The following is a 20,963-nucleotide window of genomic DNA, read 5'->3' as shown; positions in this document are numbered from 1 at the left end:
TGGGTCTGAATCCCATGCCTCGTCAGAAATGAGTTGAAGTCGGAGTCGAAACCAACATGCCGAGAAGACGCGTTGCAGCCCGTCGTCAGATCCTGCCTGATCCGAAGCACGGTAGCGAGCTGTTGACCAAGTTCATCAATATGATGATGGAAGACGGCAAGAAATCGGTCGCCGAGCGGATTATTTATCGGGCCCTTGATCAGGTGGCGGAAAAGAAGGGTGGGCGCCCGGTTGAGTTGCTTGAGCAGGCGATGGACAACGTGCGTCCGGCGGTGGAGGTCAAATCCCGGCGGGTTGGTGGGGCGACCTACCAGGTCCCGGTCGAAGTGCGCACGACGCGCCGCAATTCCCTTGCGATGCGCTGGTTGATCGACGCGGCGCGTAAGCGCTCCGAAAAGTCGATGTCGCAGCGCTTAGCGGGAGAGCTAATGGATGCGGCTGAGGCACGTGGGTCGGCCGTGAAGAAAAAGGAAGACACGCACCGGATGGCCGAAGCAAATAAGGCGTTTTCGCACTACCGCTGGTAACGGCGGGGACCGAGCTCCATTCAATCAAGGCGGATATAGTCGTGGCACGTAGCACCCCTATCGAGCGGTATCGAAATCTCGGCATTATGGCGCACATCGATGCCGGCAAGACAACGACCACCGAGCGCGTCCTGTTCTACACGGGTGTTTCGCACAAGCTCGGTGAGGTGCACGATGGCGCCGCGACCATGGACTGGATGGAGCAGGAGCAGGAGCGCGGGATCACCATCACCTCGGCCGCGACAACCTGTTTCTGGCGTGGCATGAGTCGTGAGCGCCCGGAACACCGTATCAACATCATCGATACCCCCGGGCATGTCGATTTCACCATCGAGGTCGAGCGCTCCTTGCGTGTTCTCGATGGTGCCTGCGCCGTATTCTGTGCCGTGGGTGGCGTTGAGCCGCAGTCTGAGACGGTCTGGCGGCAGGCTGACAAGTACGGTGTTCCGCGCATCGCCTTCGTGAACAAGATGGATCGTGTTGGGGCGAATTTTTTTCGTGTCGTCCAGCAGGTTAAGGACCGGCTGGGCGGCAATGCCGTACCGATCCAGGTGCCGATCGGAGCGGAGGAAAACTTTCAAGGCGTCATCGATCTGGTGAAGATGAAGGCCGTCTTCTGGGACGAGGCCTCGCGTGGAATGGAGTATGAGCTGCGCGATATTCCTGAGGATCTCGAGGAATTGTGCCAGAGCTGGCGCGAAACCCTCGTCGAGGCAGCCGCCGAGGCGAACGAGGAGCTCATGGAGAAATATCTCGAGGGCGAGGAGCTGAGTGAGGCCGAGATCATGGCGGGGCTGCGTGCGCGGACCCTCAAAAGTGAAATCGTGCCCATGATGTGCGGTTCGGCCTTCAAGAATAAGGGCGTGCAGGCGATGCTGGATGCCGTCATCGATTACATGCCATCGCCGGTCGATGTGCCGCCGATTACCGGTATTCTGGATGACAAGGATGAGTCGGAGGGGCAGCGGGCCTCGTCTGACGAGGAGCCCTTCGCGGCGCTGGCCTTCAAGATCGCGACCGACCCCTTCGTTGGGACGTTGACCTTCTTCCGGGTTTACTCCGGGGTGCTGAAGTCGGGCGACACCGTCTACAACCCGGTCAAGTCGAAGAAAGAGCGTGTCGGGCGGATCTTGCAGATGCACGCCAACGAGCGTCAAGAGATCAAAGAGGTGCGAGCGGGCGACATCGCCGCCGCCGTTGGTCTCAAGGATGTGACGACCGGCGATACCCTGTGCGATCTCAGTCAGGTCATCACGCTGGAGCGGATGGAATTTCCTGAGCCGGTGATTTCGGTCGCGGTCGAGCCAAAAACGAAGAGCGACCAAGAGAAAATGGGCGTTGCGCTCTCCAAGCTGGCGCAAGAGGATCCCTCTTTCCGTGTGCACACGGATGAAGAGTCGGGGCAGACCATCATCTCTGGCATGGGCGAGTTGCATCTCGAGATCATCGTTGATCGGATGCGGCGCGAATTCAAGGTCGAGGCAAATGTCGGTGCCCCGCAGGTTAGCTATCGCGAGACCATTCGAAAAGCGGTCGAGCAGGATACCAAATTCTCCCGTCAGACCGGCGGTCGCGGCCAATACGGTCATGTCTTGATCAAAATCGAGCCGCAGCCGGAGCAGGGCGTCGGTTATGAGTTCGTCAATGCCATCGTGGGGGGTACGGTACCCAAGGAATACATCCCGGCTGTTGACAAAGGCATCCAGGAAGCGATGAAGAATGGCGTGCTCGCCGGGTTTCCGATGGTCGACATCAAGGTCACGCTCTACGACGGCTCGTATCACGAGGTCGACTCGAGTGAAATGGCCTTCAAAATTGCCGGCTCCATGGCTTTCAAGGAGGGTTCGGCCAAGGCGAAGCCTGTGCTGCTCGAGCCGATCATGAAAGTCGAAGTCGTCACCCCCGAGGAAAACATGGGTGACGTGATGGGCGACCTCAACAGTCGACGCGGCATGATCCAGGGGATGGATGACGCGCCATCAGGAAAGATCATTCGTGCAGAGGTCCCCTTGTCCGAGATGTTCGGCTATGCCACGGACCTCCGGTCGGCCACCCAAGGGCGGGCGACGTACAGCATGGAGTTCTGTAAATACAACGAAGTCCCCGCCAGCATTGCCGAAGCGGTCTCCAAGAAACAGTAACGAGTGACAGGGGTAGAGTGGGATGTCCAAAGCAAAATTCGAGCGTAGCAAGCCACACGTGAATGTGGGCACGATTGGTCATGTAGACCATGGTAAGACGACGTTGACGGCGGCGATCACGACGCATCAGGCGAAGAAGTTTGGTGGTGAGGCGCGGGCGTACGATCAGATTGACAATGCGCCGGAGGAGCGGGAGCGTGGGATCACGATTGCCACGGCGCATGTGGAGTACGAGACGGAGCAGCGTCATTACGCGCATGTGGACTGTCCTGGTCATGCGGACTACGTGAAGAACATGATCACGGGTGCGGCGCAGATGGACGGAGCGATTTTGGTGGTGTCGGCGGCGGATGGTCCGATGCCGCAGACGCGTGAGCACATTTTGCTATCGCGTCAGGTGGGGGTTCCGTACATTGTGGTGTATTTGAACAAGGCGGACATGGTTGACGATGCGGAGTTGCTGGAGCTGGTGGAGATGGAAGTCCGCGAGCTGTTGGACAGTTATGACTTTCCGGGTGATGACACGCCGATTGTGACGGGTTCGGCGTTGAAGGCGCTGGAAGGGGATGAGAGTGAGATGGGTACGCCGTCGATTGATCGGTTGATGGCGGCGTTGGACAGTTACATTCCGCAGCCGGAGCGGGCGGTCGATGGTGCCTTCCTGATGCCGATTGAGGATGTGTTTTCGATTTCGGGTCGGGGCACGGTGGTGACGGGTCGGATCGAGCGTGGGGTGGTCAAGGTCGGCGAGGAGGTGTCGATTGTGGGCATTCGCGCGACGGTGAAGACGACCTGCACCGGTGTGGAGATGTTCCGCAAGTTGCTCGATCAAGGTCAGGCGGGTGATAACGTTGGGGTGTTGCTGCGCGGCACCAAGCGCGAGGATGTGGAGCGTGGTCAGGTGTTGGCGAAGCCGAACACGATCACGCCGCACACGCACTTCGAGGCCGAAGTCTATGTGTTGTCGAAGGAGGAGGGTGGTCGTCACACGCCGTTCTTCAACGGCTACCGTCCGCAGTTTTACTTCCGTACGACCGACGTGACCGGCGCCTGTGAGTTGCCGGAGGGCATCGAGATGGTGATGCCGGGTGACAATGTGAAGATGACGGTGAAGCTGATCGCGCCGATTGCGATGGAAGAGGGGCTGCGTTTTGCGGTGCGCGAAGGTGGGCGGACGGTCGGCGCCGGCGTCGTCGCAAAGATCATCGAGTAAGGGCATGAATAACCAAAGAATCCGTATTCGCTTGAAGGCTTTCGACCATCGCCTGATCGATCAGTCGGCGCGTGAGATCGTTGACACGGCCAAGCGCACCGGCGCTCAAGTCAGAGGTCCGGTGCCTCTGCCATCGAAGAAAGAGCGATTCACCGTGCTGATCTCGCCGCATGTCAACAAAGACGCGCGCGATCAGTACGAGCTGCGGACGCACAAGCGCTTGATGGATATCGTCGACCCGACAGATAAGACGGTCGACGCCCTGATGAAATTGGATCTGGCCGCGGGCGTTGACGTCCAGATCAAGTTGAGCTGAGGACGAGAACCCATGGCGATCGGAGTGATTGGGCGGAAGGCCGGAATGACCCGGCTGTTCACCGAGGACGGCAACAGTGTTCCTGTGACCGTTATCGAAGTTCAGCCGAATCGGGTCAGTCAGGTCAAGACCGTGGAAACAGACGGCTATAGCGCGATCCAGGTCGCCTTTGGGAATCGACGTGCGTCACGGGTCACGAAGCCGATGGCTGGGCACTACGCGAAAGCGGGAGTGGAGGCTGGCGAGTGTCTGCGCGAATTTCGCTTGGAGCAAGGTGAGGATACTGAGCTGTCGGTCGGCGGCGAGGTGACGGTGTCCATCTTCGCGCCAGGCCAGAAGGTCGATGTGCGTGGGGTCACCAAGGGACGCGGGTTCGCTGGGGCGATCAAGCGTCATCACTTTAGTGGTCAAGATGCGACGCATGGTAACTCCCTGTCACACCGCGCGCCCGGTTCGATCGGTCAGAACCAGACGCCGGGACGGGTCTTCAAGGGCAAGAAAATGGCGGGGCATCTGGGCGCTGCAAACCGTTGCACGCAAAACCTGGAGGTCGTGCGTGTGGATCCCGAGCGGCAGTTGTTGCTGGTGCGCGGCGGTGTGCCAGGTCCGACGGGTGGGCGGCTCGTGGTGTTGCCTTCGGTGAAGCAGAAGAACAAGGGTTAAGCAGTCATGGAGCTCACCATTCGAAAGAACGCCGGCGATGGCAGTCTGCAGGTTGCGGAATCCGTTTTTGGCGTTGAGTACAAACCTGGCCTGATCCATCAGGTGGTGACTGCCCATCTCGCCGGGGCGCGTGCAGGCACGCGGGCTCAAAAGTCACGTTCCGAGGTCTCGGGTGGCGGGGCAAAGCCGTGGCGTCAGAAGGGCACGGGACGTGCGCGCGCAGGAACCTCGCGCAGTCCGATCTGGCGCTCCGGTGGCGTCACGTTCGCCGCGAAACCGCAAAACTACAGTCAGAAAGTCAATCGCAAGATGCATCGCGGGGCGGTGCGCTCGATCCTGTCTGAACTGGTGCGGCAGGAGCGGCTGATGGTCGTCGACGACATCCAACTGACAGCGCCGAAGACCAAGGAATTGCTGGCTTGGCTGCGGCAGTACGACCTGACGAATGTGCTGATCTTGACCGACGGCTTCGACGATAACCTCTACCTCGCGTCCCGCAACATCGCGAACGTCGATGTCATGGCAGTGGAGGACGTCGATCCGGTTAGTCTGATTGCATTCGAACAGTTGGTCGCGACCGAGGCGGCGGTGAAGTACCTGGAGGAGCGTCTGGCATGAACGAAGAGCGGCTCATGAAGGTTTTATTGGCGCCTTTGATCTCGGAAAAGACCTCACGTGCGGCGGCGCAGGCGGGTCAGTATGGATTTCGTGTCGCGACCGACGCGAACAAACACGAGATCGCGAGCGCCGTTGAACTTCTATTCAACGTGAAGGTGTCAGGCGTTCAGGTGTTGAATGTCAAAGGCAAGAAAAAACGCCACGGTCAACGCTTAGGCAAGCGCAACGACTGGCGCAAGGCCTATGTGCGTCTCGCGGACGGGCAAGACATCGACTTTGGCGGCGGCGCCTGAGCAGGCCAGCCCATCGTAATGGATAGAGCAAAATGGCAATCGTAAAGACCAAACCGACGTCCGCCGGGCGGCGATTCGTCGTCAAGGTGCAAACGCCTGAGTTGCACAAAGGCGCCCCCTATGGGCCGCTGGTCGAGAAGAAGGCAAAGCACGGTGGGCGGAACAATCAGGGACGCATCACCGTCCGCCACCAAGGTGGCGGTCACAAGCAACGCTATCGGATCATTGACTTCAAGCGTAACAAGGAAGGGGTTCCGGCCGTCGTTGAGCGGCTCGAATATGACCCGAATCGCACGGCACATATCGCCCTGCTGAAATACGCTGACGGGGAGCGCGCCTATATCATCGCTCCCAAAGGTCTCGGGGTCGGATCGGTGGTCGAGGCTGGCGAAGCCGCGCCGATCAGTGTTGGCAATTGCATGCCGCTACGCAATGTCCCCGTTGGCTCGCAAATCCATTGCATCGAGATGCGCCCGGGTAAGGGGGCACAGATCGCGCGAGCGGCTGGCAGTTCGGTGCAATTGGTGGCGCGCGACGGGAAGAATGCAACCGTCCGGTTGCGTTCCGGTGAGATGCGCAAGATCCATGTCGATTGCCGTGCCGTCATCGGCGAAGTCGGCAATGCCGAGAACAGCCTGCGCAAGCTAGGCAAAGCCGGTGCGACGCGATGGCGGGGCGTTCGTCCAACGGTGCGTGGTGTCGTCATGAACCCGGTGGATCATCCACACGGCGGCGGTGAGGGCCGAACCTCGGGTGGTCGGCATCCGGTCACGCCATGGGGCGTCCCCACCAAAGGGTATAAGACACGCAATAACAAGCGGACTGACGCCATGATCGTGCGTCGACGCGGACGCAAGTAATTTAGACGAGGTTGAGCACGTGCCACGTTCGATTCGAAAAGGTCCCTTTGTCGACCACCATCTGATTAAAAAGGTCGAGGAGGCGGTAAGCCAAAATAGCAAGCGCCCGATCAAGACTTGGTCGCGTCGCTCCATGGTGCTTCCGGAGATGGTGGGTCTGACCATTGCGGTCCACAACGGGCGTCAGCACGTGCCGGTGCTCGTCAACGAGAATATGATCGGTCACAAACTCGGCGAGTTCGCATTGACTCGGACCTACCGAGGACACGCGGCCGACCGCAAGGCCAAGAAGCGCTAATCGGAGATTGGGATGCGAGCGGAAGCAACGTTTAAATACGCGCGAGTCTCGGCACAGAAGGCTCGGCTCATCGCCGATCTGATCCGCGGTCGCGATGTCGAAGAGGCCCTGAATACCTTGACCTATAGTCCGCAGAAGAGCGCGCGGATCATCAAGCAGGTCTTGCTGTCAGCCGTGGCGAATGCGGAGAACAACGAAGGTGCCGACATTGATGAATTGAAGGTCTCCGCCATCCAGGTCGATGAAGGGCCGACCATGAAGCGCGTTCGTCCGCGCGCGAAAGGGCGTGCGAATCGAATCATGAAACGGACCAGCCATATTCGGCTGACCGTCGCGGAAGGCTAGGGGAAGCAGCATGGGTCAAAAAGTTCATCCGAATGGCATCCGCCTCGGCATCGTTAAGGATTGGACATCCAAGTGGTTCGCAACCTCCAAGGATTATGCGAACTTCCTGAACACCGATCTTGAGGTTCGGAGTTTCCTCCGTAAAGAGCTTGCTAAGGCGTCGGTCAGCCGTATTCAGATCGATCGGCCCGCGAAGAACGCGCACATTACGATTCACACCGCCCGGCCAGGCGTGGTGATCGGCAAGAAAGGCGAAGACATCGACAAATTGCGCACCCGCGTCTCTCAGATGATGGGGATTCCCGTCCACATCAGCATCGAGGAGATCCGCAAGCCCGAATTGGATGCGCAGTTGGTCGCCGAGGGAATCGCGCAGCAACTCGAGCGGCGCATCATGTTTCGTCGTGCGATGAAGCGTGCGATTCAGAGCACGATGCGGCTGGGTGCGGAAGGGGTGCGAGTGAATGTCGCTGGTCGGCTGAATGGCGCCGAGATCGCCCGTACCGAATGGGCGCGGGAAGGCCGCGTTCCGCTTCATACCCTGCGGGCGGATATCGATTATGGATTCGCCGAAGCACGCACGACCTATGGTGTGATCGGCGTGAAGGTGTGGATCTTCAAGGGTGAGGTGTTCGGTGATCAGGTCCCCGAAGAGCCCGCACCGAAGGCGGCTGCTAGAAGGGGTTAAACCATGCTGCAACCAAAACGTACAAAATTTCGAAAGCAACACAAAGGTCGCAATCGCGGTCTTGCGCAAAGCGGAAATAAGGTGAGCTTTGGCGATTTTGGCCTAAAAGCGGTCGGACGTGGACGCCTGACGGCTCGCCAGATCGAGGCGGCGCGGCGGGCCATCACCCGCAAGGTCAAGCGCGGTGGGAAACTCTGGATTCGGGTTTTCCCCGACAAGCCGATCTCGAAGAAGCCGCTGGAAGTCCGGATGGGGAAAGGCAAGGGAAATGTCGAGTACTGGGTCGCGTTGGTGCAGCCGGGTCGCGTTCTCTACGAGATCGAGGGGGTCACCGAGGAATTGGCTCGGGAAGCCTTTGCCCTGGCGTCCGCGAAATTACCCGTACAGACCACCTTTGAACGACGGATGATTCTGTGATGAAGGCGAACGACCTCAGGAAGCAGACTCAAGAAGAGCTGCAAAAGGAACTGATGAATCTGCTGCGAGCGCAATTCAACTTGCGGATGCAGCGTGGGACGGGCCAGTTGTCGAAGCCGTCACAGATCAAGGCGGTTCGTCGGGACATCGCCCGCGTCAAGACAATCATGGCCGAGCAGAAGGCGGGCGCGACATCATGAGCGACGAAACGAAAAGTAATCGGACACTTGATGGGCGGGTGACCAGCCATGCCATGGACAAGACCATCACGGTGCTGGTTGAGCGCAAGGTGAAACATCCCTTGTACGGTAAGTTTATGCGCCGCTCGACGAAGATTCATGCGCACGACGAGGCCAACGAGTGTAACGAGGGTGATCTCGTTCGTGTCGAGCAATGTCGCCCCTTGTCGAAAACTAAGACGTGGCGCTTGATCGAGATTCTTGAGAAGGCGCGGTGATTGATTGGGCAGACAGCCAATCCAGGCGTGCCACGACACTCTAAGTACCTTGCATGACGGTGTATGCGCATGCACTCAGGGGAATCCCGCGACACAGGGGTCGTGATCGAGGCGGTGGCAGCGAGACAACACAGGTTTTTAGGTAAACAGCAATGATTCAGATGCAGACCGATCTCGGTGTGGCCGACAACAGTGGCGCGCGGCGGGTGCAATGCATCAAGGTGCTTGGCGGATCGCATCGGCGCTACGCAGGCATCGGCGATGTCATCAAGGTCACGGTGAAGGATGCAATCCCTCGCGGCAAGGTCAAGAAAGGTGATGTCTTCAACGCGGTGGTGGTTCGTACCCGTAAAGGCGTGCGCCGTCCGGATGGTTCCTGCGTGCGATTCGATGGGAATGCGGCGGTGCTTTTGAATAACCAGCTGCAGCCGATCGGGACCCGCATCTTCGGCCCCGTGACGCGAGAGCTGCGCGGTGAGCGCTTCATGAAAATCATCTCGCTTGCGCCAGAAGTGCTCTAGGGGGCCGTTCATGCTGAAGATCAAAAAAGGTGATGACGTGATCGTCATCACAGGCAAGGACAAGGGGAAACGTGGCACCGTGTTGCGGGTTGTCGACCAGGATCGCGTGGTCGTCGAGAATATCAACATCGCCCGCAAGCATCAGAAGGCGAACCCGCAAGCCGGTGAACCCGGCGGCATCATCGACAAAGCCATGCCGATCCAAGTCTCGAATGTCGCGCTTTACAATCCGAGAAAAGGCGGTCCGGACCGAGTGGGCTTTAAGTTCCTCGAAGACGGACGGAAAGTGCGTGTGTTCAAGTCGGACGGCGAAGTCGTCGACGTGTGACGGTTAGGATGACGAGATGCCCAGACTACAGAAAGATTATCAGGATCGGATCGTCGGATTGCTGCAGGAGCGCTTTCAGTTCAAGAGCGTCATGCAGGTTCCGCGCATCGAAAAGATCACGCTCAATATGGGCGTCGGTGAAGCGATTGCGGACAAGAAGGTCATGGACAACGCGGTTGCCGATCTCCGACTGATCTCCGGCCAGCAGCCAATCGTGACCTTCGCCCGGAAATCCGTTGCGGGTTTCAAGATTCGTGAGGGTTGGCCGATCGGGTGCAAGGTGACCCTGCGCCGGGTGCGTATGTATGAATTTCTTGATCGCCTGGTCTCGGTCGCGATTCCGCGAATTCGCGACTTCCGGGGTTTGAGCGTGAAATCCTTTGACGGGCGTGGCAACTACTCGATGGGTGTTCGGGAGCAGATCATTTTCCCGGAGATCGATTACGACAAGGTCGATGCTCTGCGAGGGCTGGACATTACCATTACGACGTCGGCGCGGACGGATGAAGAAGGGCGTGCGCTGCTTGAGGCGTTCAACTTTCCATTTCGAACCTGAGGTCGAAACAATGGCGAAGAAGAGTATGATCGCACGCGATCACAAGCGCACCCTAATTGCCGCGCGCTACGCCGCGAAACGGGCGGCTTTGAAATTGGTGATCAACGATCGTTCCGCGAGTGGTGAGCAGATCGAGGAGGCGCTGGCGAAACTGCACCGCCTGCCGCGCGACGCCAGTCCGAGCCGTCAACAACGGCGCTGCCGGGTCAGTGGACGTCCGCATGCCGTTTATCGCAAGTTTGGTCTGTCGCGCAATAAGCTGCGCGAGGCGGTGATGCGCGGTGATACCCCCGGGGTCGTTAAGGCCAGTTGGTAGACCCTCGCTTCGGGTCAGTCCGTCATGCCCTCTGGCGGCTGCCGGCCTGACCCCGAATTTGAATTCAGTACGCGCCAACCGAAGGGTTGGCGTGGATCATTGGTACGACAGGGTATCGCGTCGCAAAGGCGGTCTGACCCACGGAGAAGCTCATGAGTATGTCGGATCCGATTGCGGATATGCTGACGCGTATCCGCAACGGTCAACAGCGTGGCAAGATCACCATCGCAATGCCGTCCTCGAAGCAGAAGGTCGCCATCGCGCAGCTTCTGAAGGCCGAGGGTTACATCGCGGATGCCTCGGTGGAAGCGAATGGCAACAAGCCGATCCTGGTCATCAAGCTCAAGTATTTCCGCGGTAAGCCGGTGATTGAGCAACTGACTCGCGTGTCGCGTCCGGGTCTGCGGATCTATCGCGGCAAGGATCAACTGCCGAAGGTCTGGGCTGGGCTCGGGGTTGCGATCGTGTCGACCTCCAAAGGTCTGATGACGGACCGTGCCGCGCGTGAAGCCGGTCATGGTGGCGAGATCATCGCCTACGTCGCATAGGGGTCAGGATCATGTCACGAGTCGCAAAAGCACCGATCAGTGTCCCCAAGGGGGTCACGATCGAGATTGCCGGACAGGATGTTACGGCGAAAGGAAGCAAAGGGACGCTGAGCTGGAGTGTACATCCGAGTGTGGTCGTTGAGCAGGTCGACGGCGAGTTGCGCGTCAAGCCACTCGACGGACACGACAACGGCTGGGCTATGGCCGGGACCACGCGCGCGCTGCTCAACAATATGGTGATCGGCTGTGGCACGGGTTTCGTGCGCAAACTGTCCCTGGTTGGTGTCGGCTATCGTGCGCAGGCGAAGGGTGATGTTCTTACTCTGAGCCTGGGTTTTTCGCATCCGATCGACTATCCAGTGCCGGACGGAATCACCATCGAAACGCCCACCCAGACGGAAATCGTTGTCACCGGCGCCGACAAACAACGAGTCGGTCAGGTTGCCTCGGAGATCCGGGGATTCCGGCCACCGGAGCCCTACAAGGGTAAAGGTGTGCGCTACGCGGACGAAAACGTCCTGCGTAAGGAAGCCAAGAAGAAATAAGGGTCTCAGAGCATGGATAAGAAACAAGCGCGTTTGCGTCGTGCGACGCGGGCACGGGCCAAGATCCGCGAACTCGGTGTCTATCGGCTCTGCGTTCATCGGACGCCTCGCCACATCTATGCGCAGGTCATCGCACCTGAAGGGAATCGGGTGGTTGCCAGCGCATCAACCGTTGAACAGGCATTTCGGGAGTCGATCCCAGGGCATAAGGGGAATATCGGTGCGGCCAAGTTGATCGGTCAAGCCATTGCCGAGCGCGCCCGTTCTGCCGGCGTCGAGAGCGTTGCCTTCGATCGTTCCGGATTTCGCTATCACGGTCGCCTCAAGGCGCTGGCGGATGCCGCGCGTGAAGGCGGACTGAAATTCTAGGGGAAAGGGTATGGCGAACTTCAATCCGAAAAACGACGGGGATGACCTCCTCGAGAAACTGGTCGCGGTCAATCGGGTCGCGAAAGTCGTGAAGGGCGGCCGTCAGTTCGGCTTTGCCGCACTCACCGTGGTCGGTGATGGGAAAGGCCGAGTTGGCTTTGGTCGTGGCAAGGCGCGCGAGGTTCCCGTGGCCATCCAAAAGGCGATGGAGAACGCGCGCAAAAACATGATCGAGGTGAAGCTAAACGGCACCACCTTGCAGTATCCGCTCAATGGTCGTCACGGCGCGGCGAAGGTCTTCATGCAGCCGGCCTCTGAAGGAACCGGGATCATTGCGGGCGGGGCGATGCGCGCGGTGTTCGAGGTTCTCGGCGTTCAGAACGTTCTGGCGAAATGCATCGGGACCAACAATCCAATCAATGTCGTGCGGGCAACGGTTCAGGGTCTGCGCGCGATGAATGATCCCGAAACCATCGCTGCCAAGCGTGGCAAAACGGTTGCGGAGATCTTGGGGTAGAGCATGTCCGAGAAGAAGATGATGAAAGTGAAGCTGGTTCGCAGCTTTCACGGGCGGCTTGCCAATCACAAGGCGTGCGTACGCGGGCTTGGCCTGCGCCGGATGCATCAGGTGGTCGAGGTCGAGGACACCCCCTGCACGCGCGGCATGGTGAATCAGGTCTCATACATGGTCAAGGTCGTGGAGGACTCTCGCGATGCGGCTCAATGATCTTAAGCCCGATCCAGGCAGTCGCCCGAGCGCGAAACGTGTTGGTCGCGGGATCGGAAGTGGACTCGGTAAGACCTGTGGTCGCGGCCACAAGGGGCAGAAGTCTCGCAAAGGCGGCTTCCATAAGGTCGGTTTCGAAGGCGGTCAAATGCCGTTACAGCGGCGGTTGCCCAAGGTCGGCTTCCGTTCGCGCAAGGCGGCGAGCCGGGCTGAAGTTCGGTTGAGCGAACTGAGCCTTGTGCAAGGCGAGACCATTGATCTGCGCTCGCTCGTCGAGGCCCGGGTCATCGGTCAGTCGATCAAGGTCGCGAAGATCATCGCCTCGGGCGAGATCGACCGGGCTGTGATCGTTCGTGGGATTGGCGTGACCAAGGGGGCTCGGACTGCAATCGAGGCGGCCGGTGGCCGGATCGAAGACCTCGCCCAGTAGAGACCTCGCAGAGCAAAGGCGCGATACGGATGGCTAAAAACGTCGGATCAATGGGTCAGGCCATAGGTGGCATGGGTCGGCTGACCGAATTGCGAGCACGCTTGTTATTCGTGCTCGGCGCCCTCCTGGTGTACCGCATCGGAACCTTTATCCCGGTCCCCGGGGTGAACCCCGAGGCACTGGCGATCTTATTCGATCAACACCAGGGCTCCATCCTCGACATGTTCAACATGTTCTCGGGTGGTGCACTGGAGCGCGCCAGTCTGTTCGCGCTGGGCATCATGCCGTACATCTCGGCGTCCATCATCATGCAGTTGATGACGGCGGTGGTGCCGAAACTGGAGCAGTTGAAGAAGGAAGGTGAATCGGGTCGTCGCAAGATCACCCAATACACGCGTTATGGCACAGTGGTCCTCGCCACGTTCCAAGCTGTGGGGATTTCGATGGCCTTGCAAGGCCAGACGGCGGGCGGTTCCGCGCTCGTGACTCAGGCTGGCTTTGGGTTCGTCTTCACCGCGACGGTCTCACTGGTCACGGGCACCATGTTCCTTATGTGGCTCGGGGAGCAAATCACCGAGCGCGGCATTGGTAACGGCATCTCGCTGATCATCTTCGCGGGGATCGTGGCCGGGCTGCCCTCCGCGCTGGGTGGGACGCTGGAGTTGGCCCGAACCGGTGAGATGAACTCATTGGCGGTATTGGCCTTGTTTGCCATGGCGCTGGCTGTCACGGCCTTCGTGGTCTTTGTCGAGCGTGGTCAACGGCGAATCACCGTGAACTACGCCCGGCGACAGCAGGGCCGAAAGATGATGCAGGCACAAAGTACACATCTGCCACTGAAGCTGAACATGGCGGGAGTGATCCCTCCCATCTTTGCCTCCAGTATTATCTTGTTTCCTGGCACCCTCGGGCAGTGGTTCGGCAGCAGTGAGGACATGCGTTGGCTCGCGGATCTCACGGCGAAACTCTCACCCGGCGAGCCGGTTTACGTGATGCTGTATGCCGCGGCCATCATCTTCTTCTGTTTCTTCTACACGGCCCTGGTCTTCAACGCGAAGGATACGGCCGACAATTTGAAGCGGTCCGGAGCCTTCATTCCTGGGATTCGTCCTGGGGAGCAGACCGCCCGTTACATTGATACGGTGATGACGCGGTTGACCGCGGCAGGGGCCATCTACATCACGGGCGTCTGCTTATTGCCGGAATTCTTGATCGTGGGCTACAACGTACCGTTTTATTTTGGCGGAACTTCGTTGCTGATCGTGGTGATCGTGGTCATGGATTTCATGGCTCAGATTCAAGCCCACCTGATGTCGCATCAATACGAAGGTCTGATGCGGAAGGCCAATTTGAAGTCGCCGGGCGCCGGCATGTTGCGCTGAGTAGCGCTCGAGCCTGAGGGAAGAGAACAATGAAAGTGCGTGCATCCGTGAAGAAACTGTGCCGGAACTGCAAGATCATCCGACGCAATGGTGTCGTTCGGGTCATCTGTAAGGATCCGCGCCATAAGCAACGCCAGGGCTGACCCTTGGGGTTGACGGATCATCTTGGTTTGTTAAACTGCGCGGTTTACCCGCTTGGCAACTTAGATTTTAGGGGTTTTTAAGTTATGGCCCGTATCGCCGGCGTCAACATCCCGGATAAGAAGCACGCCGTCATCGCGTTGACTTCCATTTATGGTATCGGCCGCGTGCGCGCCGCTTCGATCTGTGATGCCGCGGGCGTGCCGCGCGACACAAAGATCCAGAACCTCACCGAGGAAGAAGTCGATAAGATTCGCGCAGAGGTCGGTAAGTTCACGGTCGAAGGTGATCTGCGGCGCGAAGTTTCCATGAACATCAAGCGGTTGATGGATCTCGGGTGCAATCGAGGTATCCGGCATCGGCGTGGACTGCCGCTGCGTGGGCAGCGGACACGTACCAACGCGCGGACTCGCAAGGGTCCTCGTCGTCCCATCAAACGTTAAGCGCCTGGGCGCAGTGACAGGGCTGGATTACCTCGAATGGCAAAACCGACTCGTAACGTCAAGAAGAAAGTTAAGAAGCAGGTCGCGGATGGGATCGCACACGTCCATGCCTCCTTCAACAACACGATCATCACGATCACTGATCGGCAGGGCAACGTCCTCTCCTGGGCGACCGCTGGCGGCTCAGGTTTCCGCGGATCGCGCAAGAGTACGCCATTCGCTGCTCAGGTTGCGGCGGATCGGGCAGGGCAGGCCGTCAAGGATTACGGACTGCGGAATCTCGATGTGAATGTGAAGGGTCCCGGGCCAGGGCGTGAATCGGCTGTTCGTGCCCTCAATAACGCCGGATTCAAGATCACGAGCATCACCGACGTGACTCCGATTCCGCACAACGGCTGCCGTCCGCCTAAGAAGCGGCGCGTCTGATACAGGAACAGGTAGAGACATGGCACGTTACACAGGCCCAACCTGCAAACTCGCCCGGCGCGAAGGAACCGACCTCTCACTGAAGAGCCGGGCCCGGTCGCTCGATACGAAGTGTAACCTCGAGAAACAGCCGGGGCAGACGACGGATCGCCGTCGCCGCCTGTCGGACTACGGGGTGCAGCTGCGTGAGAAGCAGAAGGTCAGGCGAATCTATGGGTTGATGGAACGTCAGTTCCGCAACTACTACAAGAAAGCTGCGCAGGCCAAGGGCGCGACCGGCGAGAACCTCCTGCAGTTGCTCGAGCGCAGACTCGACAATGTCGTCTATCGCATGGGGTTCGGTGCAACCCGGGCGGAAGCGCGCCAATTGGTCAGTCACAAGGGTATCCTGGTGAACGGTCGGGTGGTCAACATCGCCTCCTACCAGGTCGGCGTCGATGACCATGTCGAGGTCAGAGAGCCCGCGAAGAAACAGGTTCGGGTGCAAAATGCGCTCGCGCTGGCCGAGCAGTACGGGTTTCCGGACTGGGTGGAGGTCGATACAAAGGGGCTTCGTGGCGTCTTCAAGCGGGTTCCCGATCGCTCAGATCTTCCGGCCGACATCAACGAATCACTGATCGTCGAGCTGTACTCCAAGTGAGGCGCGTCCTGAGAGGCATTGCATGACTGACGCTACTGGCGAATTCCTCAAGCCGCGCATCGTCCGTGTCGAGGAAGTCGACGATACTCCAACGCGGGCTCGGGTCTCTCTTGAGCCACTTGAGCGTGGCTTTGGGCATACGCTCGGGAACGCATTGCGCCGGATCCTTTTATCCTCGATGGATGGATTCGCTGTGACCGAGGTCGAGATTCAGGGTGTGCTGCACGAATACACCACGATCCCGGGCGTGCAGGAGGATGTGCTCGAAATCCTGCTCAACCTCAAACAGCTAGCCATCACCCTGCGCGGTAAGGACGAGGCGACTTTCACCCTGTCTAAGACCGGCCCCGGAGTGGTGACCGCGGCTGATATCGCGATCGATCACACGGCCGTCATTGCTAACCCCGATCTGGTGATCGCAAATCTCACCGAAGGTGCGTTGAGCATGACCATGACGATCCGACGCGGTTGCGGGTATGAGCCTGCAACGCAACGGGAACTCGAAGACAGCGAGGATCGCCCAATTGGTCGGCTTCCACTGGATGCCTCCTATAGTCCGGTGAGGCGCGTGGCGATCGAGGTTCAGTCAGCGCGCGTTGAGCAGCGCACCGACCTCGACCGTCTGGTGATCGATCTGGAGACCAACGGAACGATCGATCCGCGCGATGCGATTCAACGTGCGGCCGGTATCCTGCGAGATCAGTTGTCGAGCTTTGTGGCACTCGAAGGGTCATCACAGCCTGATTCTCCGACCACCGACAAGCCTGTGGAGTCGCCCTATGACCCCATTTTGTTGCGTCCGGTTGATGACTTGGAATTGACCGTTCGTTCGGCGAACTGTTTGAAGGCAGAGAATATCTACTTGATCGGTGACCTCATTCAGCGGACCGAGGTCGAATTGCTGAAGACCCCGAATCTTGGCAAGAAGTCCCTGACAGAGATCAAAGACGTGCTCGCGACTCGCGGCCTATCGCTCGGCATGCGGCTTGAAAACTGGCCGCCCGAGAATATTGCCGAACTCGGGATTCGCTGACACTCTTGCACCCCAGAACATATCGGAAATAGGACCATGCGCCATCGCAATGCCGGAAGGCAGCTCAATCGTACCAGTTCGCACCGTGAGGCCATGTTCCGCAACATGGCGTCGTCCCTGTTTCGGCATGAATTGATCAAGACGACTCTGCCGAAGGCAAAGGAATTGCGTCGTGTTGCAGAGCCACTGATCACCTTAGCGAAATCAGACTCAGTCCACGCACGCCGCCTCGCCTTCGCGCGTCTGCGCGATAAAGAGGCCGTCGGGAAGCTGTTCGTCGAGCTGGGACCACGCTATCAGGCCCGTCCTGGTGGCTATCTGCGCATCCTGAAGTGTGGTTTTCGCCCCGGCGACGCGGCGCCCATGGCGTACGTCGAACTCGTCGATCGTCCAGTCAAGGCGGTTGAAATCGATGATGATGACGAGGATTGATCGAACAGATCGGATCCTTGACACGAAAACCGGCCACTTGGCCGGTTTTTTTATCTCGATCAAAAAGGATCTGCTGTCGCAGACAATCACAAGCTCGCACGGCTCGGTTCTGGAATTGATTCGACTGAAACCGCTACGCTGTCGATGTGGCCATGAGCAATCCGCAATTTTGAAACACGTCCAGGCTCAAACTGGAAAGGACTGCGTCCGGGAACTTCTTTGCCATTCGATGGAGGAAAAGACGGTTCGCGTGCGGAGCATGATGTCTTGCGGCGCTATCCGACGGTCGCGCCGGCGCGCAGGTGCAGCAGGTCGAGGATGGCGGGCGGGATGGCCAGCATCACCGAGCCGCCGACCTTTCGCAGAGTGGTCTGATGCATGTTGCACCTCCGCTGGTGAGGTTATATCAACATATCACTTTTGATCGCCCGAACCGCAAGCCCGCGCCTCTCGGAAAGACGACTGCTTTTCTGGTTGGGGGACGACAGACCAGTCCCTTATAGACCGGCCGGATTCACGTCTTGATCGGTCGAGCCACCAATTTGACGCCCAGCGCATGACAGACGCGGTTGATCGTCTCGAAGCGCGGCTGTGCGTCGGGGCGCAATGCCTTGTAGAGCGCCTCGCGCGCGATCCCGCTCGCCTTGGCAATCTCGGTCATGCCGCGTGCCCGCGCGGCGGTGCCGAGTGCCTGCGCCAGGGCCGCCGGGTCGTTTTCTTCCAGCACAATGGACAAATACTCGGCAATCGCCTGGTCGTCTTCCAGGTGCTCGGTGATGTCGAATTCGGACAGATCGGCGATTCGGATGTTCTCGCTCATGACTCACTCCTCCAGGGTAGACGCCAGCGCAATGGCACGGGCGATGTCGGCCTGCTGAGTCGACTTCTCGCCGCCGCCCAGCATCAGGATCAGCACCGGGCCGTGTTGGACGTCATACATCCGCCAACCGGGGCCAAAGAATTCGCGCATCTCATAGACCCCGCCGCCGACGGGCTTCACGTCGCCTAGGTTGCCGAGCTGAGCCTTTTCAAGGCGGCGCGCGAGACGCCGGCGCGTTATTCCGTCCTTTATGCCGGACAGCCAAGTCGCGAACTCAGCGGTTTGTTTGATCGTGAACATGGGAAAAATGTAATCGAACGATTACATAAAGGCAAGCTCAGAAGCACGCATTGCTGAAGCCGGGTCTGGTGCGGTCAGCGCGCTGATCCGCCTATTCTGTCGGCAAGGGTCCCGACCTCGAATACACCCGATCCGCGGCGACGTCATCCGCCGGGCGGTGATATCCTCGCCCCCCTGTGTCCGCACAAAGCCACCCCGCCGACCCGGATCTCCGATGCGTTCACGACTCTCCTCATTGCGCCACAGCATCGACCTCGGCTTGTTCCTGCCCACGGCCGGGCTGTTGCTCATCGGCCTGATGGTCGTCGGCTCGCTGAGACTCAGCGACCTTGACCCCGTGGACGCGTGGAAGTCGACCTTGGTCTGGGGTCATCTCGTGCGCACCGCTATTGCACTGGTCCTGATGGTCGGTGTGATGTCGGTCCCCCTCGAACGCATTCAGCGCGTCGGGCTGTTGTTGTGTCTGCTCGTGCTCGGCGTCCCGATCATCTCTGAATTCAACGCCTTCCATTGGATCGGGATCGCCGTGTGGCGACCGACCTGGTTGTATGTCGATCTCCCGCTGTTCGGGGGGCGCAGCGTCAACTGGCTGCACTGGGTCCTCTTGGCCATCCCGCTCGCCTTGGCCTCCTGGATGGCCTGGGTCGAGCGGGAACGCTGGCCCATCGCCCTGGTCACCGCCGTCGGTCTCTTGGTCCCGGTCTTCCTCATTCTTGCAGATCGCGGCGCGCGCGCAGGGCTTCGCGCGCTTCGCGGCGGTCGGACTATCGGTCACGCTGTTCGGTGCGGCCTTCCTGCACATCGCGAGCGTGACCCATCTGCTCGACGCGAGTGTGCTCGGGGGTCACTGGAGCCCGCGCGGCCTGCCCCTGCCGCTGGTCGGCGTCGGCGGCAACGCCATGGCGATCAACCTGATCGCCATCGGGCTGCTCTATCGATTCGGGCGTACCGCGCCGCCGCCCGCGCCCGGTCGCACCGCGCCGGCGGCGACGCGCAACCGGGCCCTGCCGGTGGTCGCGGGCCTGGAGATCGCCAGCCTGCCCCGACACGGCGGCTCCCGTCTGGTCGCGGTCGCCTTTCCGGACACTGGCCCGGACACCAGCCCGACCTGCGGCGACGGCGCTTGCCGTACCCCGACACTCCTGTATCGCGTGACCACCGCGCCCGATGGACAGGAGACGCCGACGCTGATCCTGATCTCGACGCAGGATTGGTTTGAAATCGGATCCTGGTCCATCGGCAGGTTCGACCTGTTCGCCTACGGCCAACGACCCGACGGGGTCGATGCGCAGATCGACAGCGTCGAGGTCTACCGGTGCGATCAGGTCTGCTGGCCGAGGTGCAATTCGCCACCGCGTCCAGAGCGAGATGCTGAATGGTCGACGCGGAGGGCGACCTCGGCGTGGCGGATTGAACGGGAGGATGACGCCAAGACAACGCTGGCCAATGGCGAGGCTGCCGCGCCGGTCGTCGGCGGGGTCCGGCGCGGCGGGCGACCAACCACGGTGCTATGCTCCCCCTAGCCCTGCTGCCGACGAGTCCGCCCGATGCGCTTCTTCAACACCGAAGGCCCGGTCCGCGCCGACGACCACTACAGCCTACCGCCCCTGTCGCGCTGGGATCTCGACGAGATCCTCTCCCTCATCGACCAGAAGAAGAACTTCCTGCTGCATGCGCCCCGCCAGACCGGCAAGACCACCTGCCTGCTAGCGCTGATGGAGCATCTGAATCGGGAGGGGCGCTATCGGGCGGTCTATGCCAATCTGGAAGGTGCGCAAGCCTGGCGCGAGCGCATCGCCGACGCCATGGCAACCATCGTCACCGATATTGCCAACTCGGCCCAGGTCTGGCTCGGCGACGACGCACGTCCCAGCCATCGGGGACGGCCCTGGGTGACGTCCCCGACGACGACATCCAATAATACCTGCTCGACCTGGGTCTGCTGCGCCAGATCGGCGGCAGCGGCCTGGTGGTGGCCAATCCCCTCTACCGCGAGGTGCTGCCGCGCATGCTCGCCTTCACCCCCCAGGCCTCCCTCCCGCGGATCAGCCCCACCTGGCTCAACACCGATGGAACGCTCAACCCATCTGCGTTGCTGGACGCCTTCCTCGCCTTCTGGCGCCGGCACGGTCAGCCGCTGCTGGGCAGCGCCCCCTATCACGAGATCGCC

Annotated in this window: 36 protein-coding genes and 1 pseudogene; 33 read left to right on the top strand and 4 right to left on the bottom strand. The window is 59.9% G+C overall.

What is annotated here, in order from left to right:
• Window positions 1-56: 56 nt before the first annotated feature.
• The 31 genes from rpsG to rplQ all read left to right on the top strand — a co-directional run bounded on the left by rpsG (window position 57) and on the right by rplQ (window position 17,673).
• A complete protein-coding gene (rpsG, locus tag CKO25_RS10800; RefSeq protein ID WP_200387951.1) occupies window positions 57-527 on the top strand; it encodes a 30S ribosomal protein S7 in 471 nt (156 codons plus the stop codon).
• 41 nt (window positions 528-568) lie between these two features.
• Window positions 569-2,668, top strand: coding sequence for an elongation factor G (fusA, locus tag CKO25_RS10795; RefSeq protein WP_200387950.1), 2,100 nt, complete (start codon window positions 569-571; stop codon window positions 2,666-2,668).
• 22 nt (window positions 2,669-2,690) lie between these two features.
• Complete coding sequence (gene tuf, locus CKO25_RS10790; protein WP_200387949.1) at window positions 2,691-3,881, top strand: elongation factor Tu; 1,191 nt, start codon at window positions 2,691-2,693, stop codon at window positions 3,879-3,881.
• 4 nt (window positions 3,882-3,885) lie between these two features.
• Complete coding sequence (gene rpsJ, locus CKO25_RS10785; protein WP_200387948.1) at window positions 3,886-4,197, top strand: 30S ribosomal protein S10; 312 nt, start codon at window positions 3,886-3,888, stop codon at window positions 4,195-4,197.
• A 12-nt stretch (window positions 4,198-4,209) separates the two neighbouring features.
• Window positions 4,210-4,860, top strand: a complete 651-nt coding sequence (gene rplC / locus CKO25_RS10780) for a 50S ribosomal protein L3 (RefSeq protein ID WP_200387947.1) — start codon at window positions 4,210-4,212, stop codon at window positions 4,858-4,860.
• Window positions 4,861-4,866: 6 nt separating this feature from the next.
• A complete protein-coding gene (rplD, locus tag CKO25_RS10775) occupies window positions 4,867-5,478 on the top strand; it encodes a 50S ribosomal protein L4 (protein ID WP_200387946.1) in 612 nt (203 codons plus the stop codon).
• A complete protein-coding gene (gene rplW / locus CKO25_RS10770; protein ID WP_200387945.1) occupies window positions 5,475-5,771 on the top strand; it encodes a 50S ribosomal protein L23 in 297 nt (98 codons plus the stop codon). The genes rplD and rplW overlap by 4 nt, the downstream gene beginning before the upstream one ends.
• Window positions 5,772-5,803: 32 nt before the next feature.
• A complete protein-coding gene (rplB, locus tag CKO25_RS10765; RefSeq protein WP_200387944.1) occupies window positions 5,804-6,631 on the top strand; it encodes a 50S ribosomal protein L2 in 828 nt (275 codons plus the stop codon).
• Window positions 6,632-6,650: 19 nt separating this feature from the next.
• Complete coding sequence (gene rpsS / locus CKO25_RS10760) at window positions 6,651-6,929, top strand: 30S ribosomal protein S19 (RefSeq protein WP_200387943.1); 279 nt, start codon at window positions 6,651-6,653, stop codon at window positions 6,927-6,929.
• Window positions 6,930-6,941: 12 nt separating this feature from the next.
• Window positions 6,942-7,274 (top strand): 50S ribosomal protein L22, encoded by a 333-nt coding sequence (gene rplV, locus CKO25_RS10755; RefSeq protein ID WP_200387942.1) that lies wholly within the window; start codon window positions 6,942-6,944, stop codon window positions 7,272-7,274.
• 10 nt (window positions 7,275-7,284) lie between these two features.
• Window positions 7,285-7,962, top strand: coding sequence for a 30S ribosomal protein S3 (rpsC, locus tag CKO25_RS10750; protein WP_200387941.1), 678 nt, complete (start codon window positions 7,285-7,287; stop codon window positions 7,960-7,962).
• Between the two features lie 3 nt (window positions 7,963-7,965).
• On the top strand, window positions 7,966-8,379 hold the full coding sequence (rplP, locus tag CKO25_RS10745; RefSeq protein ID WP_200387940.1) for a 50S ribosomal protein L16: 414 nt from the start codon (window positions 7,966-7,968) through the stop codon (window positions 8,377-8,379).
• Complete coding sequence (gene rpmC, locus CKO25_RS10740) at window positions 8,379-8,579, top strand: 50S ribosomal protein L29 (protein ID WP_200387939.1); 201 nt, start codon at window positions 8,379-8,381, stop codon at window positions 8,577-8,579. Before rplP ends, rpmC begins: the two co-directional genes overlap by 1 nt.
• Window positions 8,576-8,836: a 30S ribosomal protein S17 gene (gene rpsQ / locus CKO25_RS10735; protein WP_200387938.1), complete on the top strand. Its 261-nt coding sequence runs from the start codon at window positions 8,576-8,578 to the stop codon at window positions 8,834-8,836. Before rpmC ends, rpsQ begins: the two co-directional genes overlap by 4 nt.
• Before the next feature lie 152 nt (window positions 8,837-8,988).
• The gene (gene rplN, locus CKO25_RS10730) at window positions 8,989-9,357 is read left to right on the top strand and encodes a 50S ribosomal protein L14 (RefSeq protein ID WP_200387937.1); all 369 of its coding nucleotides are present in this window, start codon (window positions 8,989-8,991) and stop codon (window positions 9,355-9,357) included.
• Between the two features lie 10 nt (window positions 9,358-9,367).
• Complete coding sequence (gene rplX, locus CKO25_RS10725; protein ID WP_200387936.1) at window positions 9,368-9,685, top strand: 50S ribosomal protein L24; 318 nt, start codon at window positions 9,368-9,370, stop codon at window positions 9,683-9,685.
• Window positions 9,686-9,701: 16 nt separating this feature from the next.
• A complete protein-coding gene (gene rplE / locus CKO25_RS10720; protein WP_200387935.1) occupies window positions 9,702-10,241 on the top strand; it encodes a 50S ribosomal protein L5 in 540 nt (179 codons plus the stop codon).
• 10 nt (window positions 10,242-10,251) lie between these two features.
• A complete protein-coding gene (gene rpsN, locus CKO25_RS10715; RefSeq protein ID WP_200387934.1) occupies window positions 10,252-10,557 on the top strand; it encodes a 30S ribosomal protein S14 in 306 nt (101 codons plus the stop codon).
• 152 nt (window positions 10,558-10,709) lie between these two features.
• Window positions 10,710-11,105 carry a 30S ribosomal protein S8 gene (gene rpsH / locus CKO25_RS10710; protein ID WP_200387933.1) on the top strand — a complete coding sequence of 132 codons (396 nt, stop codon included), beginning with the start codon at window positions 10,710-10,712 and terminating at the stop codon, window positions 11,103-11,105.
• 11 nt (window positions 11,106-11,116) lie between these two features.
• Complete coding sequence (rplF, locus tag CKO25_RS10705) at window positions 11,117-11,650, top strand: 50S ribosomal protein L6 (RefSeq protein WP_200387932.1); 534 nt, start codon at window positions 11,117-11,119, stop codon at window positions 11,648-11,650.
• A 12-nt stretch (window positions 11,651-11,662) separates the two neighbouring features.
• Window positions 11,663-12,019, top strand: coding sequence for a 50S ribosomal protein L18 (gene rplR / locus CKO25_RS10700; protein ID WP_200387931.1), 357 nt, complete (start codon window positions 11,663-11,665; stop codon window positions 12,017-12,019).
• A gap of 10 nt (window positions 12,020-12,029) precedes the next feature.
• Window positions 12,030-12,536: a 30S ribosomal protein S5 gene (rpsE, locus tag CKO25_RS10695; protein WP_200387930.1), complete on the top strand. Its 507-nt coding sequence runs from the start codon at window positions 12,030-12,032 to the stop codon at window positions 12,534-12,536.
• Between the two features lie 3 nt (window positions 12,537-12,539).
• Window positions 12,540-12,746, top strand: coding sequence for a 50S ribosomal protein L30 (rpmD, locus tag CKO25_RS10690; protein WP_200387929.1), 207 nt, complete (start codon window positions 12,540-12,542; stop codon window positions 12,744-12,746).
• The gene (rplO, locus tag CKO25_RS10685; protein ID WP_200387928.1) at window positions 12,733-13,176 is read left to right on the top strand and encodes a 50S ribosomal protein L15; all 444 of its coding nucleotides are present in this window, start codon (window positions 12,733-12,735) and stop codon (window positions 13,174-13,176) included. Before rpmD ends, rplO begins: the two co-directional genes overlap by 14 nt.
• 29 nt (window positions 13,177-13,205) lie before the next feature.
• Window positions 13,206-14,558, top strand: a complete 1,353-nt coding sequence (secY, locus tag CKO25_RS10680; RefSeq protein ID WP_200387927.1) for a preprotein translocase subunit SecY — start codon at window positions 13,206-13,208, stop codon at window positions 14,556-14,558.
• A 29-nt stretch (window positions 14,559-14,587) separates the two neighbouring features.
• Window positions 14,588-14,701 carry a 50S ribosomal protein L36 gene (gene rpmJ / locus CKO25_RS10675; RefSeq protein ID WP_200387926.1) on the top strand — a complete coding sequence of 38 codons (114 nt, stop codon included), beginning with the start codon at window positions 14,588-14,590 and terminating at the stop codon, window positions 14,699-14,701.
• Between the two features lie 84 nt (window positions 14,702-14,785).
• A complete protein-coding gene (rpsM, locus tag CKO25_RS10670; protein WP_200387925.1) occupies window positions 14,786-15,142 on the top strand; it encodes a 30S ribosomal protein S13 in 357 nt (118 codons plus the stop codon).
• A 36-nt stretch (window positions 15,143-15,178) separates the two neighbouring features.
• Window positions 15,179-15,568 carry a 30S ribosomal protein S11 gene (gene rpsK, locus CKO25_RS10665; RefSeq protein WP_200387924.1) on the top strand — a complete coding sequence of 130 codons (390 nt, stop codon included), beginning with the start codon at window positions 15,179-15,181 and terminating at the stop codon, window positions 15,566-15,568.
• A gap of 19 nt (window positions 15,569-15,587) precedes the next feature.
• Window positions 15,588-16,208, top strand: coding sequence for a 30S ribosomal protein S4 (gene rpsD, locus CKO25_RS10660; RefSeq protein WP_200387923.1), 621 nt, complete (start codon window positions 15,588-15,590; stop codon window positions 16,206-16,208).
• A 22-nt stretch (window positions 16,209-16,230) separates the two neighbouring features.
• Window positions 16,231-17,241 carry a DNA-directed RNA polymerase subunit alpha gene (locus CKO25_RS10655; RefSeq protein WP_200387922.1) on the top strand — a complete coding sequence of 337 codons (1,011 nt, stop codon included), beginning with the start codon at window positions 16,231-16,233 and terminating at the stop codon, window positions 17,239-17,241.
• Between the two features lie 36 nt (window positions 17,242-17,277).
• Window positions 17,278-17,673 (top strand): 50S ribosomal protein L17, encoded by a 396-nt coding sequence (gene rplQ, locus CKO25_RS10650; protein WP_200387921.1) that lies wholly within the window; start codon window positions 17,278-17,280, stop codon window positions 17,671-17,673.
• Window positions 17,674-17,948: 275 nt separating this feature from the next.
• On the opposite strand, the gene CKO25_RS22145 is transcribed toward rplQ, so the two are convergent.
• From CKO25_RS22145 to CKO25_RS10630, 4 genes are all read right to left on the bottom strand, one after another.
• On the bottom strand, window positions 17,949-18,053 hold the full coding sequence (locus CKO25_RS22145) for an AbrB/MazE/SpoVT family DNA-binding domain-containing protein (protein ID WP_443080755.1): 105 nt from the start codon (window positions 18,051-18,053) through the stop codon (window positions 17,949-17,951).
• Between the two features lie 134 nt (window positions 18,054-18,187).
• Window positions 18,188-18,493: an addiction module antidote protein gene (locus tag CKO25_RS10640; protein WP_200387920.1), complete on the bottom strand. Its 306-nt coding sequence runs from the start codon at window positions 18,491-18,493 to the stop codon at window positions 18,188-18,190.
• 3 nt (window positions 18,494-18,496) lie between these two features.
• Window positions 18,497-18,793, bottom strand: a complete 297-nt coding sequence (locus CKO25_RS10635; protein WP_200387919.1) for a type II toxin-antitoxin system RelE/ParE family toxin — start codon at window positions 18,791-18,793, stop codon at window positions 18,497-18,499.
• 232 nt (window positions 18,794-19,025) lie between these two features.
• A complete protein-coding gene (locus CKO25_RS10630) occupies window positions 19,026-19,304 on the bottom strand; it encodes a hypothetical protein (RefSeq protein WP_200387918.1) in 279 nt (92 codons plus the stop codon).
• A gap of 202 nt (window positions 19,305-19,506) precedes the next feature.
• Here CKO25_RS10630 and CKO25_RS10625 point away from each other — a divergent pair, with 202 nt between their 5' ends.
• Together CKO25_RS10625 and CKO25_RS21165 are read left to right on the top strand one after the other, a co-directional pair.
• Window positions 19,507-20,316 carry a hypothetical protein gene (locus CKO25_RS10625; RefSeq protein ID WP_200387917.1) on the top strand — a complete coding sequence of 270 codons (810 nt, stop codon included), beginning with the start codon at window positions 19,507-19,509 and terminating at the stop codon, window positions 20,314-20,316.
• Between the two features lie 446 nt (window positions 20,317-20,762).
• Window positions 20,763-20,963 (top strand): annotated as a pseudogene (locus CKO25_RS21165) (ATP-binding protein); the annotation flags it as partial.

Source organism: Thiocapsa imhoffii (assembly GCF_016583985.1).
Lineage (GTDB): Bacteria > Pseudomonadota > Gammaproteobacteria > Chromatiales > Chromatiaceae > Thiocapsa > Thiocapsa imhoffii.
The sequence above is the reverse complement of the archived record's forward strand: the minus strand, read 5'-3'. Positions and strand labels throughout refer to the sequence as shown.